This window comes from Streptomyces barkulensis (assembly GCF_002843305.1).
GTDB lineage: Bacteria > Actinomycetota > Actinomycetes > Streptomycetales > Streptomycetaceae > Streptomyces > Streptomyces barkulensis.
On sequence record NZ_PGSG01000061.1, the window covers coordinates 107,361 to 125,986 of the forward strand.

Consider the following 18,626-nt stretch of genomic DNA (forward strand, 5'->3'; position numbering starts at 1 on the left):
TGGCCGGTCATCGGTCACCCTGGTCGCGGGAGTCGTCCCGGTGGACGGTGATGTGGTCCGGTTGCAGGGCGACGCGGGCCCGGTCGCGGATCGACAGCCTCTCGGCGAAACCCTCGGGCAGTTGCAGGCGGCCGGCCCGGTCGACCGTGACGTACTCCTGGGCCACGACCACCTCGTCGCCCCTGTCGTCGACGGTCGCGCGGCGCAGCACCTCGAAGGAGGTCCGCCCGTCGCGGATGGCGACCGTGCGGCGGACGGCCGAGGAGACCGAGGCGTCGTGCGTGACGATCAGGACGGTGGTGCCCAGCTGCTCGTTGACCGTCCGCAGGGCTGTGAGGACCTCGTCGGCCGCCCGCGAATCCAGCTCTCCGGTCGGCTCGTCCGCCAGGAGCAGCGCGGGTGCGTTGGCCAGCCCCACGGCGATGGCCGTACGCTGCCGCTCGCCGCCCGACATCCTCCCGGGCACGCGGTCGTGGCAGTGCCCCGCGCCCAGGAGGTCCAGCAGGTCGCGCACCCTTCCGGCCCGCTGCCGCCGCGGTGTCCGGCCGCCGGCCAGCCGCATCGGCAGCGCCACGTTCTGAGCGGCCGTCAGGTAGGGGAGCAGGTTGTGGGACGCCTGTTGCCGGACGAACCCGATCGCCTCTCGCCTGTAGCGCAGCCGGGCGGCCGCGTCCATCGTCCCCAGGTCGTTCCCGGCGACCTCGGCGGATCCCGCCGACGGCGTGTCGAGTCCGGCCAGGATGTTCAGCAGGGTGGACTTCCCGCTGCCGGACGCGCCGACGACCGCCGTCAGCTCCCCCGGCTCCACCAGCAGGTCGAGCCCCTGAAGAGCCTGGACCTCGACGCCCTCCGCCCTGAAGATGCGCACCAGCCGGTCGCAGGCGACCAGCGCGTCACGCCCGCGCCCTCCGCCCTCCCGGTTCCGTGCGGCAAGACGCTTTGGTGTTGCCCGACCCGCCGTTTCCGTCGGCCTTCTCATCCGCGCTCCTCCCCCGCCCTCAGCCGTTCCCCTTCCCCGCGTCCACCGCCCGGCCGGGCCTGGGCGGCCACGATCCCGCAGACCAGGACGGACAGGACCGCCGCGGGCCACAGCAGCGACGCCGCGTCGGGCGTCAGCACCACCGCCGGGTCCTGCCCGCCGGCGGGGCGGGACCCGGCGGTGAAGGCCAGCGGCGTGGGGTCCACCCCCGGGCCCAGCGACGACACGACCAGCACAGCGGTCCCCAGTCCGCCCGCCACCCCGAGCACCAGCAGGGGCAGGGCCTCGGCCCACACCAGGGCGCGGCCCTGTCGCCGGCTCATCCCCATCGTCCGCAACCGTGCCAGGAGCACCCCGCGTTCCGGTGCCGACCGCAGCAGTGCCAGCAGCAGGGCGAGCGCCCCGTAGCCGGCTCCGGCCGCGACGGCCGCCGCGTAGACGCGCCGGACGCCTTCCTGCAGCGGGCCCGCGCCGTAGCCGTCCTCCGTGCGGGAGCGCAGAACCGTCGTGAGCCCCTCCCCCGCCCGGCGCACCTCGGCCGCCAGGGCGTCGCCGTCGATTCCCGCTCCGCTCACCAGCAGCGCGGTGGGGCGCGGCGGCCGGGCGCCGTCCGCCGCGGGGTCGGCCACGGCCGGTACGACGGCGAACTCCCCGGAGGTGGCGGGGGTCTCGTCCCGGACGGCCACGGCACGGATGCGGACGGCGCCGTGGCCGGCGTCCACGACGCCCGTCCCCTCTCCGCCGAGAGTCCTGGCCACCCCCGGCGAGACGACCGCCGGCAGCGGCCCGCCCGGAGCGGCGCCGGCCAGTTCCCCGGCGGGAAAGGGGCCGCCTCCGTCGAGCCCCGTCCTGCCGGCCAGGCGCGCGTAGGAACGCGGCTCGACGAAGACCAGTGTGAAGGCGGAGGAGAAGGCCCCGCTCAGACTCCTCCCCCTCTCGATCCGCACAGCGGCGGTGTCGCTCACACCCGGTGTCCGGCGGATCCGGCCCTCCAGCCCGCCGGGCAGGGCGGTGGCCGCCTTCACGCGGGCGTCGGCGCCGACCTCGGCGAGCGCGGCCCGGGCGCGCGCCTCGGCCGCACCGGCCAGCACCGAGCCGCCGAACGAGGTCACGGTCAACGCCACCAGTACGGCCAGCAGCGGAAGCACCGAGACGGCCGGGGCGCGCGCGGCGCGGGTCAGCGCGAGGCAGAGGACAGGTCCTCTCAGCCGGACCGTCCGCCGGGCGAGCAGCCGCAGCGGCAGCGGGTACAGCCGCAGCAGCACCAGCGCGGCCACCGCGGCTGCCAGCACCGGCGCTCCCGCGGTCAGCAGGTCGTCCTCCCCCGCGGCACCGTGCCGTACGGCGGCCAGTGCCGCCACCGCCAGGGCGGCGACCGTGAGTTCCGCGACCGCGCGGCGCCGGGAGGGCCGTGCGGCGGCGAGGTCGCCGCGGGCGGGCGGGCGCGGCCTGCGGTGCGCCGACACCGCGAGCAGCGGCAGCGTCAGGCAGGCCGGTACGGCGACCGCCGCGGCCGGCAGCGGCGCCGCCGCGTTCCACGGGCCCGGCGTCCACAGCAGGGCGCAGACGGCGCCCGTCGCGGCGGCGGGGAGGACGACGGCCGCCGTCTCCCCCAGCAGGAGCAGCCCGATGCCGGGCAGGCTGCCGCCCCGGGCCCGCAGCAGTTCCAGTTCCGTCCGCCGGCCGGCGGCCGCGAGGGCGCCGGCCATCACCAGTGTCACGGCGGCGACGGCGCCGACTCCGAGGGCGGCGGTCAGGACGAGCGAGCGGGCGGTGCGGCGCTCCTCCTCGAACGCGCCGAGCACCGCGAGGAGGTCGCCGGCGTCCAACTCGGGAACGTCCACCGGCAGGTCGCCCTGCAGCCGCACCGCGTCCGGCCCGGTGGTCAGCGAGGCCAGCGACCGCCGCAGGGCGGGGACGTCCGCGGCTGCGAGGGCACCGGTGCGCACGGGGTGGTACCAGTAGGCCACGGCGCCGCCCTCGCCGCAGTAGGGCAGGATCTCGCGGGCTCCGCCGTCGATGAGTGCGGTGAAGTGCCGGTAGCGCTGGGGCGGGGTCTGCCCGGAGGTCCGCAGTCCGGGTTCCAGCAGGTCGGGCGCGGCGTTCCAGTAGGGGGACGCGGGGTCGAGCGGGACGACGATCCCGCTGACGCGCACCGTCACCGTGTCATCCAGGAGGTTCCGGAAGCCGACGGTGGAGCCGACCGCGAGGTCCATCACCTCGGCGGTGCGGGCGGTGACCACTGCCTCGACGGTGTCCCTCCCGGCCCGTGGCGACGGCATCCGGCCGGATACCAGCCGGGCGTGTGCCTCCGTCTCCTGAGGCTGGGTCAGGAGGGTGAGCCGCGGGGCGGCGCCGTACGGTGCGGCCGGCCCGTCGCCGAGGACCACCGCCGTGTCGGCGCTGCGGACTCCGAAGACGGTGTTGTCCCGGTCCGTCACCAGCGGCGGGCGGGCTGCGTCCCGCAGGGCCTGTGCGCCGGCCCGGAGTTCCCGCGGGGAGGGAACGACCCCCCGGCCCGCCTCGGCGGGCGACGCGGGCCCGACCTCGGCTGTGACCGTGACCCCGCGCCGCTCCTCGGGCACCTGCGCGAGCGCGTGCCGCAGCGCGTCACTGTCGAGGGCGCCGACCTCCCGCGGCACGCAGACCGCCAGGAAGGCGGTCACCGCCACCAGGATGCCCAGCGCGAGAGCTCCGCCCGGGGACGCCTTCAGCCGGGCTCCGAGCCAGGGGACGGAGGCGCTCCCCGGCCCGCGGCGGGGGACGCCGGCCGGCCGTTCTCCCTCCGCCGCCCGTGCCGTCTCGCCCGCCGCCGGCGGTCCCGTCCGGTCCATCTCAGACCTCCGTCTTCCGCAGCGCGGCGGCCGGACGGCCGCGGTGTGCGGCGACGACCGCGGACACCGCCGCGGGCACCGCCACCGCGACGGCCGCCAGGACGGGGGCGAGCCGGCCGGGGAAGGCCACCAGCGCGGCCGGTCCGGGGAGGGCGTCCGTGGGTGCCACCACCGTCAGCGGCACCACGAGGCGCGCCAGTACCACGCCCACCAGTGCTCCCAGACCGACGGCGGCCGCCGTGAGGAGGCCCTGCTCGACGGCTGCCGCGGCCGCGATCCGCAGCCGCCGGGCCCCCAACGCCCGCAGGACGGCGGCCTCCCCGGCGCGTTCGCGCAGGGATCCGGCCGTGACGACCGCGAGCCCGGCCGCGGCGAGGACGGCGGCGGCGAGCGCGACGGCCGGCAGGGCCGAACGGGGGCCGGCGGCCAGCGGGTCGGCGGCCAGTTCCCGGGCGCGCTCGTCCCGTACGAGCACCGAGGTCCCGTCGGGCCGGGCCCGCAGGGCGGCGGCCGCCCGCCCGGCCTGCCCCGGTTCGGCGGCCAGCCACCACTCCCCGGGCGGCGGCGCCTCGGCGGCCCGGCCGAGCAGGGCGTCCTCCAGGGCCCTGAGGTCGGTCAGCAGCGCGCCGCCCCCGGCGTCCTCCCCGTCCATGGCAGTGGTGGGCAGACCGCGCACCGAGCCGACGACGCGCACCTCGAGGCGCGTCCCGGCGATGTCGACGGAGACGGTGTCACCGACCCCGGCGCCTGCGGCGTGCAGGAAGGCGTCGGTGGCCACCGCCGTCGGCAGCCGGCGGGCGGGTCCTTCGGCGTCCAGCGACAGGGTGGCCCTGCCTCGTTCGCCTCCGGAGGGCGGTGCGGGCTCGGCCCCGCTGGTGTAGCGCACGTCGAGCACGTTCCCGTTCCGGCCGGCGGCGGGAGCGCGGGTGTCCGCCGCCCGGCGCCCCCGGTCCGGCGCGTGGTGGAAGCCGGGGTCCTCCATCCGCACCCGTGCCTCCCAGCCGGTGCCGGCGGCCGCGGTCGGCGCGTCGGCCGCGCCCCGCGCACCGGTGGTACGGAGCCCGGTGACGGTCAGCCGGAGCGGCACGGGATGGTCCGGCAGTGCGTGGCCGGCCGTCAGCCGCGTCAGGCGCAGAGGACCGGCGGGGGCGCCACCGGGGCCCGCCGCGGCCGCGAGGTCCAGGTCGAACGCGCGGGGTTCGCCGTCGGCCGGCAACCGGCCGAGCTCGAACGGGTGGTGGATGCCGTACCGGTCCTCCAGGACCGCTCCCAGGCGTGCGCGCGGCCCGCTCGTGCCGGTCGGCCGTCCGTCTCCCCCGGCCCGCAGGACGGCGGTGACGCGCAGCGTCCGGGCGCCCTCGGGCAGGAGGAACCCGGGCTCCCGGCCGGGTGCGGGGGCGAGGTCTGCCAGCAGCCGGTCCACGGGGCGGGCCGCCAGGTCCTCGCGCAGCCGTACGACGTCCGCGGCCCGGGTGGTGTCCATCGCCAGCACGGTCGCGGACCGGCCGGCGGGCAGCAGCACCTGCTCGCGGAGCACGGGGGTGGCCGCCGCGATCCCGGCCGCCTCGCCGTAGGAGCCGCTGTGCCCGAACACCGGGGCCGACCCCGCGGTGACGCGCAGGTCCGCGCCCACGGCGTAGTCGGCCCGGTCCCGTTGCGCGCGGTCCCAGCTCGCCGCCTGGCCGGTGGCGAGCACCGCCGTGGCGACGGCCAGGACTCCCAGCAGCATCGGCCCCGCGGTGCGTTCGGGGCGGCGCGCCACCTGCCAGTGGGCGCAGGCCGCGACGAGGCCGCGGCTCCGGTCGACCGCCCAGCGCGTGGCCCTTGCCGCCGCGGGCAGCAGACGGGCCGTCAGCACCGCGCCGGCCAGCAGGCAGCAGGCGGGGGCGACGGCGATCACCAGGGCCGCGCCGGGTGCTCCGCCGTCCGCGGACAGGGTGCCGTCCGCCGCGTACCGCGACAACCGGTCGTAGGCCACCACGGCGAGCGCCAGGATTCCCAGGTCGGCTCCGGCCCGCAGCGCGGCGCCGAGTGCCGGGCGGCGCAGCCGTGCGGCGCTCTCGCTCATGAAGGGGCCCCGGCGTCGCAGGGCCGGCGCGGTCAGCGCCATCGCACACCCCAGGGCCACCACGGCCGCGACCGCCCAGGTCAGGCCGTCCGCCGCGGCCCGCACGCCCACTCCGGCCCCGGCCAGGGCGCCGTGGCCGGCGGCCAGTTCCGCCAGCGGTCCGGCCGCCAGGGCGGCGACGGCCGCCGCCGGGAGCGTCAGGAGCAGGGCCTCCCCGGCGGCGAGGGCCGCGATCCGCTTCCTCGAACCGCCGCGCGCCCTCAGCAGCGCGTTCTCCCCGGCGCGCCGCTCATGCAGCGCGCCGGCCACCAGGACCGTCACGCACCCGGCGAGGAGCGCCAGTTCGAAGGCGCCCGTCAAGACCGCCGAACGGTGCGCCGACAGGGCCCGTTCCGCCTCGTCGAGCACGGCGGGCAGATCGGTGGCGACCCTGGCGCCGGCGGCGGCCGGGTCGGCGCCGAGCCGGGCCTCGGCTCGGCGGGCGGCGTCCCGCAGCCGGCCGGCGCGGTCGGCGGTCACCGTGGAGAAGTCCGCCCTCGCCTGCCAGGCGACGACGGCCGGGGCGACGCGGCCCCCGGTGAATCCCGAGGGGTGGGCGAGCAGCGGACCGTAGGTGGTGAAGCCGGCGGTCCGCACACCGCGTCCGGCCATCGGGTCGAGCCGCCAGTACGGTGCGTTCCGGTCCGCCGGGCGGTAGACGCCCGTCACGCGGATGCGCAGGGGCGGGCCGTGCCGCCGGTCGGCGAGGGTCATCCGGTCCCCGGGGCCCAGGCGCAGCGCGCGGGCGGCTTCTTCCGGCACCGCGACCGGGACGGCGCCCGTTCCGCCCGCCGGGCCGGGCAGGGCGCCCGTCACCAGGGATGTCCTGGAGGTGTCGAGGGTGGCCAGCAGGGTCAGCCGCGGATCGTCCCCGCCGCCCCGGGCGTCCTCCCCGACCGGAAGCCGGTAGGGGCCCGAGCGGGTGCTGGCGTCGACGTGGACGGGCAGCCCGTCGAAGGCGTCCCGCGCGGCGTGCCGTACCAGGGCGTCGGTGGGCGCCCGGCCGTCCTCGCCGACGGCGGCCTCCACCTCCAGCAGCGTCCTGGCCGCGAAGCGGTGCTGGAGCGTCCGGCGCAGTCCGGCATCGGCGGCGGCGTCGCCGAACACCGCCAGGGCGGTCAGCGCACAGCTCGTCAAAGCGGTGGTGGCCAGTACGGCCGCGGTCAGCGAGCGGTACGCCCACGCCCGCCGTACGAGAAGTCCCAGCACACCGCCCCCGTAGCTCCGCCCGCCCCGCCCGGACAGCGGGCCCCGCTCGCCGGGCGGGCATCCAGTGTGCCATCCGTGCCGGCCAACGGGCTTACTCCGCAGAAGAGTTGTCCCGTGTCGCGACGGTGACGACGGTCGGGCGGCGCGGACCGGTGACGCGCCCGTACGGCTGGTCCCCCCCACCCCGGAGGGCGTGTTCCGGCTCCGGTCGGCGAGAGGCGCGGAAACGTCCCGCCGGGGCGTATCCCGGTGTCGGTCCCAGGGGCTACGGTGTGCCCCACGTCACGGCCCGCGGCCGACACGCCCGGAGGATCTCCGGGCCCGGCGGGCGGCCGTATGTCTCGGGGGGTCGCAGACGATGGCTTCACCGGCGCTCGGATCACTGTCCGCCGCACCGGAGCGAAGCGGCGTGCCGGATACCGCCGGCGCCGCGTTACTGGGCTGCTGCGCCGGCTGGGCGCTGCTGTGCGCGGCCGGGCGGGACGCCCGGCCGGAGGGGGTGCTGCTGGCGGTGCTGGCGGTGGCCGCCGGATACGCCTGCGGGCGGATCGGGGGTTCCCTGCTGCCGGCCGCCGCGCCCGCCGGGGCGGCGCTGGCCGGGCTGGGCTCGCTCCTGCTGTCTCCCGCCCTCCCGCTGCCGGATCCGTCGGCCACCGTGCCGGCCGGGCGGGCGGGCGCCGAGGCCGCGCTGGCGGTGCTGGCGGCGGGCGCGGCGTGCTGCGCCGCGTGGGCGGCGAAAAGCGCGCGGTCGCGGCGGCTGCTGCACACGCTGGCCCTGGTGGTCGCGGCGGCGGCGCTGGCGACCGGTTCGCCCGCCGGGTGTGCCGCGGCGCTCGGGGTGCTGCTGTGCTCGCTGGCCGCGGGCCGGGTACGCCGCAGACTGCCGGCGCTGGCCGCGCTGGCGGCGGCGGCCGCGGCCGTGGTGGGCGCCGTCTGGGCGGTGGCCGGCGGCGCGCTGCCGCCGGTGCTGGAGAGGCCGCTCCAGGAGGCGCTCACCTCGCAGCGGATCGTGCTGTGGCGGGAGGCCGTGGCGCTCGCGGCGGAGCATCCGGTGCACGGCGCGGGGCCCGACCGGTTCGGCGCGCTGAACCGGGCCGCCGAGCAGGGCGCCGTCCCGGACGGCAAGCCGCACTCGGCGCCTCTGCAGACGGCGGCCGAACAGGGGATGCCCGGTGTGCTGCTGATGGGCGCCGCCTTCGGCTGGGTGCTGCTCGCGCTGTACCGGTCGCCGCGCCCGACACCGGTGGTGCTGGCGGCGGGCGTGGCGCTCACGGGGCTGGCCGCGGTGGCGAGCGTGGGCAACGCCCTGAGCTTCAGCCAGGTCACCATGGGCGCGGGGCTGCTGGTGGGGCTGGCGACCGCCGGGGAGGGCCGGGACGTCCCGTAGGGGAGCCGCGCGGCGGGTCGCGGGGGTCAGGGGTCCGGGCGGGTGGCGGACGCCCGGCCGTCCCCGCCCGGCCGCCTTCCTTCTCAGCCGGTCCGTACGGCGTGCTCCGCCGCCAGCAGCCGGCCCTCGGCGTAGCCGCGCGCGAGGCCGGACAGACCGGTGGGCCTGCCGCTGTGGAGGACGGTCAGAGTGCCGGTGGGGGGCGCCTTCGGGTCCGGTTCCGCGCCGATGCGCCGCAGTGCCTGGGCGGCGACCGCGGCGGCCGAGCCGTACAGCACCGGCTCGGGGGCCGGCGCGGAGCGGACGGCGGCGCGGATGCGCTCGGCGACCAGCTCGTAGTGGGTGCAGCCCAGCACCACGGACCGCACCGCGGGCGGGGTGAGGGCGGCGGCCGCGGCGACGGCCGCGTCGACGGCGGCCTCGCCCCCCTTCTCCACGGCGTCGGCCAGCCCGTGGCAGGGCACCTCGGTGATCTCGGCGCCGTTGCCGAACCGGTCGATGAGGCGGCGCTGGTAGGGGCTGCCGGTGGTGGCGGGGGTGGCCCAGACGGCCAGGGGGCCGCCCGCGGCGGCGGCCGGCTTGACGGCCGGCACCGTGCCGACGACCGGCACCGCCGGCTCCAGTTCGGCGCGCAGCACCTCCAGGGCGTGCACGGAGGCGGTGTTGCAGGCGACGATGAGCGCGTCGGGCCCGTACGCGGCGGCCGCCCGCGCACAGCCCAGGGCGCGGGCGGTGATGTCGTCGGTGGTCCGCGGCCCCCAGGGCATGCCGTCGGGGTCGGAGGACAGGACGAGGTCGGCGTCGGGTCTCGCACGCCGTACCGCGGCCGCGGCGGCCAGCAAGCCGATCCCGGAGTCCACAAGCGCGATTCTCACGGAGCACAGCGTACGGGCACGGACGGGCACGGCGCCCGCCGGACGGCCCGGCCCGCGTCGTGCGCGGGAGGCCGCCCGGGGGAGATCACTTGCGGCCGGGTGTCCACCGCATGCCCCAGCCGTAGGCCTGGTCCACCGTCCGCTGCGGGCTCACCCCGCGCTCGGGCACCAGGAAGCGCGACTCGCGCCGGACCGTGAGATCGCCTCCGTCGTTGGTGATCAGCGCCAGGGCGCAGACGGTGGAGGGGAGGTCGCACTCGTCGAGGGAGAAGTCGACGGGCGCACCGTGCTGCGGTGTGAGCGTCACCGTGGCGTGGAGGCCGGCGAAACTGCGGGCGCCCTCGTAGATCGTGACGAAGATCAGGATCCGCCGGAGTCTCTCCTTGTGGTCGAGGTTGATCGTGAGGTTCTCGCCCGTCTCCACGGCGCCGGTGCGGTCGTCGCCGTCGAGGTGGACGTACGGAGGCCGGTGCAGCGCGCCGAAGGCGTTGCCGAGGGCCTGGACGACTCCCTTGCCGCCGTCGGTGAGCTCGTACAGGGCGCACAGGTCCAGGTCGAGGCCGGTCTGCGGCGCCAGTGCCCGGCTCAGCCTGCTCCCCCAGCCCCCGGACTGCCTGCGGGTGCGCCAGTTGAGGTTGACACGCATCGCGCCGGAGGTGCCGCCCTGTTTGGCCAGGGAGACCGTGGGCGCCTCCTTGGTCAGGGTGACCTTGCTCAGCCGCACCGGGCGGGGCTCCGGGCGCGGTGGAGGCGTGGCGACGGGGGCCGCCGGTGCGGGGCCGGAGGGGGGCGGCGCCTGCGGCTCGTCGACGGTGATCCCGAAGTCGGCGGCGAGGCCGGCCAGTCCGCTGTCGTACCCCTGGCCGACGGCCCGGAACTTCCAGGCGCCCTGTCTGCGGTAGAGCTCGCCGAGCACGAAGGCGGTCTCGACGGTGGCGTCCCGGCTGTCGAACCGGGCGAGTTCGGCTCCGCCGGCCGCGTCGAGCACCCGTATGCGCAGCCCCGGCACCCGGCCGAAGTCCCCGCCGTCCGCGGAGGCGGCCACGACGATCTTCTCGACGGCGGGCTCGACGCGGGCGAGGTCCACGGCGAGGGTGTCGGTCACGGCGCCGCCCGCGGGGCTCTTGCCCTCGTGACGCACGGCGCCCGAGGCGTGGTGCGCCTGGTTGTGGAAGACGAGGTCGTCGTCCGAGCGGACCCTGCCCGAGGAGGCCAGCAGCAGCGCCGAGGCGTCCACGTCGGGCACCCCCGGCCCGGTGCGCCACCCCACCTCGACCCTGACCGAGTCCGCGGGAACCCGGACGTTGGCGCCTTTGAGCATGGTCGTGCTCCCCTCTTCCGTGACCGGGCCTTCCGCGCCCGCCGCGCCCCGCCGGCCTCCCGGCCTCGGGACGGACGGGATGACCGTTTTCTTCGCCTTTGACAGCAGCCGCGGCCGATGACCGCGCAGAGCCCGTCAAATGACCTTCTTTTCGCTCTCCCCAACCGGCACATCGTGGGCTTAACTTATGAGTATGACGTCCCCCCGCAGCACCTATGGCGGTGGCTACTACAGCGCGCCGTCCTTCGCTGACACCCCGATCTACGACAGCCTGGTCGCCGAGCGGGGTACCCCTCAGATCGCGCCCATACGCGTTCCGGCGTCCCCGTACGAGACCTCGGACCACCTGCCCGCCCTCCCGGCCGCGCTGCCCGCGCTGCCGTCGGGGCCCTCCTACCAGCCGCAGCCGGCGCGGAGTTACCCGGCCCCGGCCTACCAGCAGCCCGCACCGGTCCAGCAGCCCGCACCTCTGCAGCAGGCGCCCGCGCCGTACATCCCGCAGCAGGCCGCCGCGCCGCGCGGCGGGTACGGCTACCCGCAGCAGCCGCAGCCCCAGCAGATGCGTCCGGTCGCCGCCCGCCCGGTGCCCGCCCAGAGCCCGTACCCCGGCTCCTACGAGGAGTCCTACGGCCACTCGTACCAGGGGCGTGGTTACTGACCCGCCGACTGTCCGACCCGGGTGGCAGGATGGGCGCATGACCACGTCCACACTGGCCGCGCTCAACCTCTACCCGGTGAAGTCGTTCGCGGGTGTCGGAACCGCCCATGCCGTCGTGGAGCCATGGGGACTGTCGGGGGACCGGCGCTGGATGGCGGCCGGTCCCGACGGCGCACCGCTCACCCAGCGCGGGCACCCGCGCCTCGCGCGGGCCGCCGCCGAGCCGCTGCCCGGCGGCGGTCTCCGGCTGTCCGCCCCCGGGATGCCGCCGCTGACCGTCGAGGTGCCCGACCCGGCCTCGGGCACCGACGTGTTCGAGGTGTGGAACACCAAGGTCGAGGCGGTGCCCGCGTCCGGTGAGGCGCACGGCTGGCTGACGGCGTATCTGGGGACGCAGGCGCGACTGGTCCACATGGACGCGCCCGAGCACCGGCGCCCGGTCACCTCCTCGCACGGCCGCCCGGGCGAAACGGTCAGCCTCGCCGACGCGTTCCCCGTGCTGCTCACCACGGTGTCGTCGCTGGACGCCCTCAACCTGCTGATAGAGCAGGGGGACCACCCGGACGAGGGCCCGCTGCCGATGGACCGCTTCCGGCCCAACGTGGTCGTCGAGGGCACCGCCCCCTGGTCCGAGGACGGCTGGCGCCGTATCCGGATCGGCGAGGTGTCCTTCCGGGTGGCCAAGCCCTGCGGCCGCTGCGTGGTGACCACGACCGACCAGGCCACGGCCGAGCGGGGCAAGGAGCCGCTGCGCACCCTGGCCAGGCACCGCCGCTTCGGCGACCGGCTGCTGTTCGGGCAGCTTCTCGTCCCCGAGAACACCGGCACCCTGCGCACGGGCGACCCCTTCGAAGTCCTGGGCTGAAGGGCGCGGGCGGCACGGCGGGGCGGGATGGGGCCCCGCGGACGCGGGGTCCCCACCGGACACCGTTCGTCCTGCTCGCCGTCAAGCAGGCCGTGCGGCCCCGCCGTGCCACCCTGGCCGTCCGGGAGAGGAGCGCCGCTCCACGCCCCGCTCCCGGATGCGCACCGCCCGAGCGCGGGCGGCCCCTCCCGGCGCCGGCGGCCACGGGGCGATCGGCCCGGGCAGGGCCCGGACGCCGCCGGGCGGCCGGGAGCCTTTCCGAGGGCGTCCCCATGGAGCGGAACACAGAAGGCTCCGCCGCGACGGTCCGCCCGTGGGCGGCCGAACGGCGAAGGCGCGGCGCCACGTTAGGCAACGGGGGGTTGCGGGAACGTTGCGCCCGGGCGCCGCGGGGGGTCGATCCCGTAGGCGTCGCGCAGAGCCCGCAGCCGGGCGCCGGGCACCGCCCGGGCCTCCGGTGGCAGCGCGCCCGCCAGGGCCTCCCAGGCCTCCAGGTCGTCCTCCCCCCAGGGGGTGCGCACCCAGGTGTCCAGCAGTTCCGGATCCCGGCGGGCGAGCAGTGCCCGCCGCAGCCTGTCCTCCAGCATCCGCCGCATCCGCACCACCCCGGGCGCCTCGGACAGCGGAAGCAGCGGACCCCGGTAGGCGGCCAGCGCGGTGGGCAGGTCGCCGGCGCCCACCGCCTCGGCGACCGTGTCGCAGTCGGTGCGCACCCGGGCGGTCAGCCGGTACGGGCGGGAGGCCAGCAACGGGCCCAGCACCCCGCGCAGCCGGGACAGTTCGGCGCGCAGGGTGACGGGGCTGACGTCGCGTTCGCCGTACAGCTCCAGGGCGAGCCGGCCGCCGGAGAGCCCGTCGGGGTGGGAGGCGAGCAGCAGCACGATCTCGCTGTGCCGCACCCCCAGCCGTACCGGCGCCTCGGACCGGCCGCTGTGGAGCAGGGCGCCGTCGCGGCCCAGGGCTTCCAGGAGACGGGCCGGGGCGGCGGCCGGGACGAGGGAGGCGAGTTGGGCCTCGGCCGCCCGGGCGGTGGCCTGGACGAGCGCGAGACTGTGCGGTGAGGCCAGATGGTCGCCGCCGGTGATGTTCACGACGCCCAGCACCCGGCGGGTGCGCGGGTCGTGGACGGGGGCCGCGGCGCAGGTCCAGGGCTGGACGGGGCGGCAGTAGTGTTCGGCGGCGAAGATCTGCACCGGGTGTCCGAGCGTGAGCGCGGTGCCCGGGGCGTTGGTCCCGGCGTGGGGCTCGGACCAGCGGGAGCCGGGGACGAAGTTCATCCGCTCCGCGCGCCGTCTGACGTCCGCGTGGCCCTCCACCCACAGCATCCGGCCCTGCTCGTCGCAGACCGACAGCAGATGGGCGCCGTCCTCGGCGATACCGCCCAGCAGTTCCCGGAACAGCGGCATGACCCGGCCCAGGGGGTGCTCCCGGCGGTGGGCTGCGAGATCGTCGCCGGCGAGGTCCACGGAGGCCACCCGGTCCACTGCGACCGACGCCCTGGCCGAACGCCGCCAGGAGTCGGCTATCAGGCCGCGTACGGGCGCGCCGACCGCTTCCCCGGACAGGAATGCCTCGTGGGCGCGGCGCACCGCTCCGGCCCGTTCGGCCGGGTCCGCGCCCGCCTCCAGCGCCAGCCATTGTCTGAACACGCCGCCATCGTGCTGCCGGGGAGGGCGTTGCGGCAACCGGACGGCGGGGCGCGCGGTGTCGTTTGCGGGGCCCGTCACGGGGCTCGGTACGGCGCGGTCCCCGCCCGGGCGGCGCGTACGGGTGTGGCCGACCGCGTGCAGGGGACACGGGCCACAGGCGCCGCATGTCCCGAAGGGCCCCGAAGCCTCCCGGTCCGCGGACCGGGAGGCGGACCGGGAGGCGGACCGAGTGACAGTCCGAGCGGCGACCCGAGTGACGACCGAGCCATGACCGAGCCATGACCGGAGGTCCCATGCAGACGCACCACCCGCTCGCCGACCGCGAGTGCGCGGAGCTGGACGCGCACTGGCGCGCCATGAACTACCTGGCCGCGGGCCAGCTCTACCTCCGGGACAATCCGCTGCTGCGTGAGGAGTTGCGGCCCGAGCACGTCAAACCGCGGCTGCTGGGCCACTGGGGCACCTGTCCGGGCCTGGCCCTGGTCTACACCCATCTGAACCGGGTGATCGGCGCCCGCGACCTGGAGGCGCTGTGCGTGTGGGGACCGGGCCACGGCGCGCCCGCGGTGCTGGCGGGGAGCTGGCTGGAGGGCACCTTCGGGGAGCTGTGGCCCGGCATGGGGCGCGACGAGGCGGGGATGGCGCGGCTGTTCGAACAGTTCTCCTTCCCCGGCGGGCTGCCCAGCCACACCTCCCCGGTGGTGCCCGGCTCGATCCAGGAGGGCGGGGAGCTGGGGCACTCCCTGTCCCACGCCTACGGGGCCGCCCTGGACAACCCGGATCTGGTGGCCGTCTGCGTCGTCGGGGACGGCGAGGCGGAGACGGGGCCGCTGGCCGCCTCCTGGCACTCGAACAAGTTCCTGGACCCGGTGCACGACGGCGCGGTGCTCCCCGTCCTGCACCTCAACGGCTACAAGATCGCCAACCCGACCGTCCTGTCCCGCATCCCCCACGAGGAGCTGGACGCCCTGCTGCGCGGCTACGGCCACGAGCCGCTGTACGTGACGGCCGCCCCGGACACCGGTGCGGCCGAGGTCCACCGCGCCCTGGCCGCCGCCCTGGACACGGCACTGGAGAAGATCGCCGCGATCCGGCGGGTGGCGCGTGAGGAGGGGGCGGCCGGACGGCCCCGCTGGCCGGCGATCGTGCTGCGCACCCCCAAGGGCTGGACCGGGCCCCGGGAGGTGGACGGCGACCCGGTGGAGGACACCTGGCGCTCCCACCAGATCCCGGTGAAGGACGTGCGCGACGACCCCGGCCGGCTGCGTGCGCTGGAGCGGTGGCTGCGCTCGTACCGGCCCGGGGAACTGTTCGACGGTTCCGGCCGCCCCCTGCCCGCGGTGCTGGCGCACGTACCGCGCGGGGAGCGGCGGCTGGGGGCCTCGAAGCACGCCGACGGCGGCCGGCTGCGGCGGCCGCTGCCGCTGCGCGGCCCGGACGCCTTCGCGGTGCCGGTGGACCGGCCCGGCGCGTCCTCCCACGAGCCGACCCGGGTGCTGGGCGGCATGCTGCGGCAGGTCTTCGAGGACACCGCCGGGCGGCGCGACTTCCGGCTGACGGCCCCGGACGAGGCCGAGTCCAACCACCTCCAGGACGTCCTGGAGGCCACGTCCCGCGCCTGGCAGGGCGACTCGCTGGCGACGGACCGGAACCTCGGAGGCGACGGCCGGGTGATGGAGGTGCTCTCCGAGCATCTGTGCCAGGGCTGGCTGGAGGGCTACACCCTCACCGGGCGGCACGGGCTGTTCACCTCCTACGAGGGCTTCTCCACCATCGTGGCGAGCATGGTCACCCAGCACGCCAAGTGGCTGCAGAGCGCCCGCGAGGTGCCCTGGCGGACTCCCGTCCCGAGTCTGAACTACCTGCTGACCTCGCATGTGTGGCGGCAGGACCACAACGGCTTCTCCCACCAGGATCCCGGCTTCGTCGACCATGTGCTCACCAAGAGTCCCGACGTGGTGCGCGCCTACTTCCCCCCGGACGCCAACACCCTGCTGTGCGTGGCCGACCACGTGCTGCGGACGACGGACACGGTGAACGTGGTCGTCGCCGGCAAGCAGCCCTGCTTCGACTGGCTCGGGCCGGAGCAGGCCCGCGACCACTGCGAGCGCGGCGCCGGGGTGTGGCGGTGGGCCGGGACCGAGCGGCCGGGACGGGAGCCGGACGTGGTGCTGGCCTGCGCCGGGGACGTGCCCACCCAGGAGGCGCTGGCCGCGGCCTCGCTGCTGCGCGAGCATCTGCCCGGTCTGGCGCTGCGGATGGTGAACGTCGTGGACATCGCCCGGCTGATGCCCGCCTCGCGGCATCCGCACGGGCTGCCGGACGCGGAGTTCGACGCGCTGTTCACCCGTGACCGGCCGGTGGTCTTCGCCTATCACGGCTATCCGTGGCTGGTCCACCGGATCGCCCACCGGCCCGGCCTCCACGACCGGCTGCATGTGCGCGGCTACCGGGAGAGCGGGGCGACCACCACCCCCTTCGACATGGTGGTCCGCAACGACCTGGACCGCTACCGGCTGGTCATGGACGTGATCGACCGGGCGCCGGGGTTCGCGGAGCGGGCCGGGGAGCTGCGCGAGTCCGCGCGGGAGGCGCGCGAGCGGCACCACGGCTGGATCCGCGAGCACGGCACCGATCTGCCCGAGGTCGCCGACTGGCGCTGGCCGGGCTGACAGGCCGGGCCGGACCGCGACGGCGGACCGGGGCGGCGGTCCGGCGGGCCGCCCCGGACCGGCACAGAGCGGCACGGGACGGCACGGGACGGCACGGGACGGTCAGGCCGCCGTGGGGACGAGCACCACGGGGCAGTGGGCGTGGTGCAGCACAGCGTGGGTGACCGGTCCCAGGCGCATGCCGAAGAGGCGGTGGCGGCGGTGCGCCGCCAGAACGACCAGATCGGCGGCCGCGCTGGCCTCGACCAGCGCGTGACCGGGCCCGGCGTACACCGTCTCGGCCCGGGCGTCGACGTTCGGGTACGCCTCGCGCAGCCCGGCGACGGCGTCCATCGGCACGCTCTCCTCGTAGCGGGCCTGCTCCTCGGCGATCTCCTCCAGCACCCGGGTCGGCGGCGGCACCATGACGCCGGGGTGGACCGGCAGTTCCCAGGCGTGCAGGACGAGCAGCGCCGCCGCCCGCCGTTCGGCCTCCTCGAAGCCGTAGCGCGCCGCGTCGGTGTCCGTCCCGTACTCCACGCCGACGACCACGGTGTGCCGGGGGCGCTCGTTGTCGCCGCGCACGACCATCAGGGGGCCTTCGATGTGCGCCGCCACCCGCAGGCTCACCGAGCCCAGCAGCAGTCCGGTGAAACCGCCGTGGCCGCGGGTGCCGACCACGGTGAGCGCGGCCCGGCTCCCGGCGCGCACCAGCGCGGCGACGGCGTTCTCGTCCACCGCCGACGGCTCCACCTCAAGCCCCGGAGCGCTCTCCCTGGCCCGCTCGGCGGCCGACTCGGCGGTCTGCCGGGCCTGCCGAGCCAGCGCCCGCCGGCGCTCCTCGTCGGCCGTGTCGGCCGTGGCGGCCCCCTCGGCCTCCCCGGAGGCGTCAACGGCACCGGGGGCGCCGGAGGTGCCGGGGGCGCCGTCGGGCGCGAACCGGTGGGCGGACGCGCCGCACAGGATCTTCAGCGGCGCGCCCCGCAGCACGGCCTCCCCCACCGCCCGGTCCAGGGCGCGCAGGGAGTGGTCCGAGCCGTCGACGCCGACCACGACGGGGAGCTGTGCGGAGCGGTTCACTGTCCTCACGCCTCCATGGGCGGGCGGTCCGCGCGGACCGCGGCGGGTGTACGGATCCCGGCCCCCGCCACGGGCGGGCCGGGCCCCGGGCCCCCTGGAGGGCGCCGTGCCGGACCGGGGGCGCCCGGGTACCCTCCCCACCTCCCTCTTTCACTCCCTGCGGGCCTGTCGGGCGGCTGTGCAGTGCGCTCCGGTGCCGATAAGCTCGGCCGTGGAAGAGGGACGACGCCACCGGCCGCCCCGGCCTGCGGCCCGTGCGGTTTCCGTGCCGTCGTCCTCACCCCGTCCACCCGCTGCCGCGCGAGACCGGGCGGACGGCGACCGGCGGCGAGGGGGGTGAGCGATCGTGCGAGCGATCGCCGGACTGTGGCGGTGGCGGGGCAACCCGCTGTACCGGACCACCGACCGTGTGGAGGGCTGGCTGGCGCTGGCCGCCGTCCTGCTGATGACCGTGGGCACGCCCGCCGTCGCGCTGTGGGGCACCCGGACCGCGCACGAGACGCTGATGGGCGTCGTGCGCGAGCAGCAGCGGCAGCGGCACCAGGTATGGGCGACGGCGGCCCAGAGCACCCCGCCCGTGGCCGACGCCCCCGAGGCCGAGTCCGGCCACCGGGTGACCGCCACCTGGACGGCGGTCGACGGCCGCACCCACTCGGGCACGGTCGTCGCCGACCGCCCGACCGAGCCCGGTGACCGGCTGCGCGTGTGGGTGGACGCCCACGGCGAGATCACCGCACGTCCGATGGACGCCGCCACCGCGTCCTCGCACGCCGCCCTGGCCGGATTCGGTACGGCGGTGGCGGCGGCCGGCCTGGTGGAGAGCGTACGGCGGCTGCTGGTGCGGCGGCTGCTGGCCCGGCGCTACGCCCGCTGGGCACAGGAGTGGGCCCGGGTGGGCCCCGACTGGGGGCGTACCGGAAGATCGAACTGACGCCGATCCGGCCCGAATCGGGCCAGGGCGGGCACACGGTCCGCCCGCCTCCGCCGTGGCGGACGGACCGGTCATCCCAT

Annotated in this window: 12 protein-coding genes; 5 read left to right on the top strand and 7 right to left on the bottom strand. The window is 77.1% G+C overall.

Annotated elements, in window-relative coordinates; all coding sequences use genetic code 11:
- Positions 1-7: 7 nt before the first annotated feature.
- From CUT83_RS12785 to CUT83_RS12795, 3 genes are read right to left on the bottom strand one after another with little or no spacing between them, the layout of a single operon-like run.
- The gene (locus tag CUT83_RS12785) at positions 8-979 is read right to left on the bottom strand and encodes an ABC transporter ATP-binding protein (protein WP_101255966.1); all 972 of its coding nucleotides are present in this window, start codon (positions 977-979) and stop codon (positions 8-10) included.
- Positions 976-3,813: a hypothetical protein gene (locus tag CUT83_RS12790; protein ID WP_101255967.1), complete on the bottom strand. Its 2,838-nt coding sequence runs from the start codon at positions 3,811-3,813 to the stop codon at positions 976-978. Before CUT83_RS12790 ends, CUT83_RS12785 begins: the two co-directional genes overlap by 4 nt.
- Position 3,814: 1 nt before the next feature.
- Positions 3,815-7,129, bottom strand: coding sequence for an FtsX-like permease family protein (locus CUT83_RS12795; protein WP_101255968.1), 3,315 nt, complete (start codon positions 7,127-7,129; stop codon positions 3,815-3,817).
- A 409-nt stretch (positions 7,130-7,538) separates the two neighbouring features.
- Here CUT83_RS12795 and CUT83_RS12800 point away from each other — a divergent pair, with 409 nt between their 5' ends.
- Complete coding sequence (locus CUT83_RS12800) at positions 7,539-8,516, top strand: O-antigen ligase family protein (protein ID WP_241524790.1); 978 nt, start codon at positions 7,539-7,541, stop codon at positions 8,514-8,516.
- An 83-nt stretch (positions 8,517-8,599) separates the two neighbouring features.
- Here the strand turns inward: CUT83_RS12800 and CUT83_RS12805 are convergent, their stop codons facing one another.
- Positions 8,600-9,391, bottom strand: coding sequence for a glutamate racemase (locus CUT83_RS12805; protein ID WP_173915066.1), 792 nt, complete (start codon positions 9,389-9,391; stop codon positions 8,600-8,602).
- Between the two features lie 85 nt (positions 9,392-9,476).
- Complete coding sequence (locus tag CUT83_RS12810) at positions 9,477-10,712, bottom strand: TerD family protein (protein ID WP_101255969.1); 1,236 nt, start codon at positions 10,710-10,712, stop codon at positions 9,477-9,479.
- Between the two features lie 193 nt (positions 10,713-10,905).
- Between CUT83_RS12810 and CUT83_RS12815 the strand changes: the two genes are divergently transcribed.
- Complete coding sequence (locus CUT83_RS12815) at positions 10,906-11,370, top strand: DUF6643 family protein (protein WP_093850147.1); 465 nt, start codon at positions 10,906-10,908, stop codon at positions 11,368-11,370.
- 37 nt (positions 11,371-11,407) lie between these two features.
- A complete protein-coding gene (locus CUT83_RS12820) occupies positions 11,408-12,235 on the top strand; it encodes an MOSC domain-containing protein (protein WP_101255970.1) in 828 nt (275 codons plus the stop codon).
- Positions 12,236-12,582: 347 nt separating this feature from the next.
- Here the strand turns inward: CUT83_RS12820 and CUT83_RS12825 are convergent, their stop codons facing one another.
- Positions 12,583-13,884, bottom strand: coding sequence for a helix-turn-helix domain-containing protein (locus CUT83_RS12825; protein WP_101255971.1), 1,302 nt, complete (start codon positions 13,882-13,884; stop codon positions 12,583-12,585).
- A gap of 293 nt (positions 13,885-14,177) precedes the next feature.
- Between CUT83_RS12825 and CUT83_RS12830 the strand changes: the two genes are divergently transcribed.
- A complete protein-coding gene (locus tag CUT83_RS12830; RefSeq protein WP_101255972.1) occupies positions 14,178-16,556 on the top strand; it encodes a phosphoketolase family protein in 2,379 nt (792 codons plus the stop codon).
- 102 nt (positions 16,557-16,658) lie between these two features.
- Here the strand turns inward: CUT83_RS12830 and CUT83_RS12835 are convergent, their stop codons facing one another.
- Complete coding sequence (locus tag CUT83_RS12835; RefSeq protein ID WP_101255973.1) at positions 16,659-17,624, bottom strand: universal stress protein; 966 nt, start codon at positions 17,622-17,624, stop codon at positions 16,659-16,661.
- A 337-nt stretch (positions 17,625-17,961) separates the two neighbouring features.
- Here CUT83_RS12835 and CUT83_RS12840 point away from each other — a divergent pair, with 337 nt between their 5' ends.
- Complete coding sequence (locus CUT83_RS12840; RefSeq protein WP_101255974.1) at positions 17,962-18,546, top strand: Rv1733c family protein; 585 nt, start codon at positions 17,962-17,964, stop codon at positions 18,544-18,546.
- The last annotated feature ends 80 nt before the right edge of the window (positions 18,547-18,626 follow it).

Bases quoted from the DNA above. Each gene is read 5' to 3' on its own strand.
- CUT83_RS12790 (WP_101255967.1), bottom strand. From the start codon at position 3,813: ATGGACCGGACGGGACCGCCGGCGGCGGGCGAGACGGCACGGGCGGCG.
- CUT83_RS12820 (WP_101255970.1), top strand. From the start codon at position 11,408: ATGACCACGTCCACACTGGCCGCGCTCAACCTCTACCCGGTGAAGTCG.
- CUT83_RS12830 (WP_101255972.1), top strand. From the start codon at position 14,178: ATGCAGACGCACCACCCGCTCGCCGACCGCGAGTGCGCGGAGCTGGAC.
- CUT83_RS12810 (WP_101255969.1), bottom strand. From the start codon at position 10,712: ATGCTCAAAGGCGCCAACGTCCGGGTTCCCGCGGACTCGGTCAGGGTC.
- CUT83_RS12815 (WP_093850147.1), top strand. From the start codon at position 10,906: ATGACGTCCCCCCGCAGCACCTATGGCGGTGGCTACTACAGCGCGCCG.
- CUT83_RS12785 (WP_101255966.1), bottom strand. From the start codon at position 979: ATGAGAAGGCCGACGGAAACGGCGGGTCGGGCAACACCAAAGCGTCTT.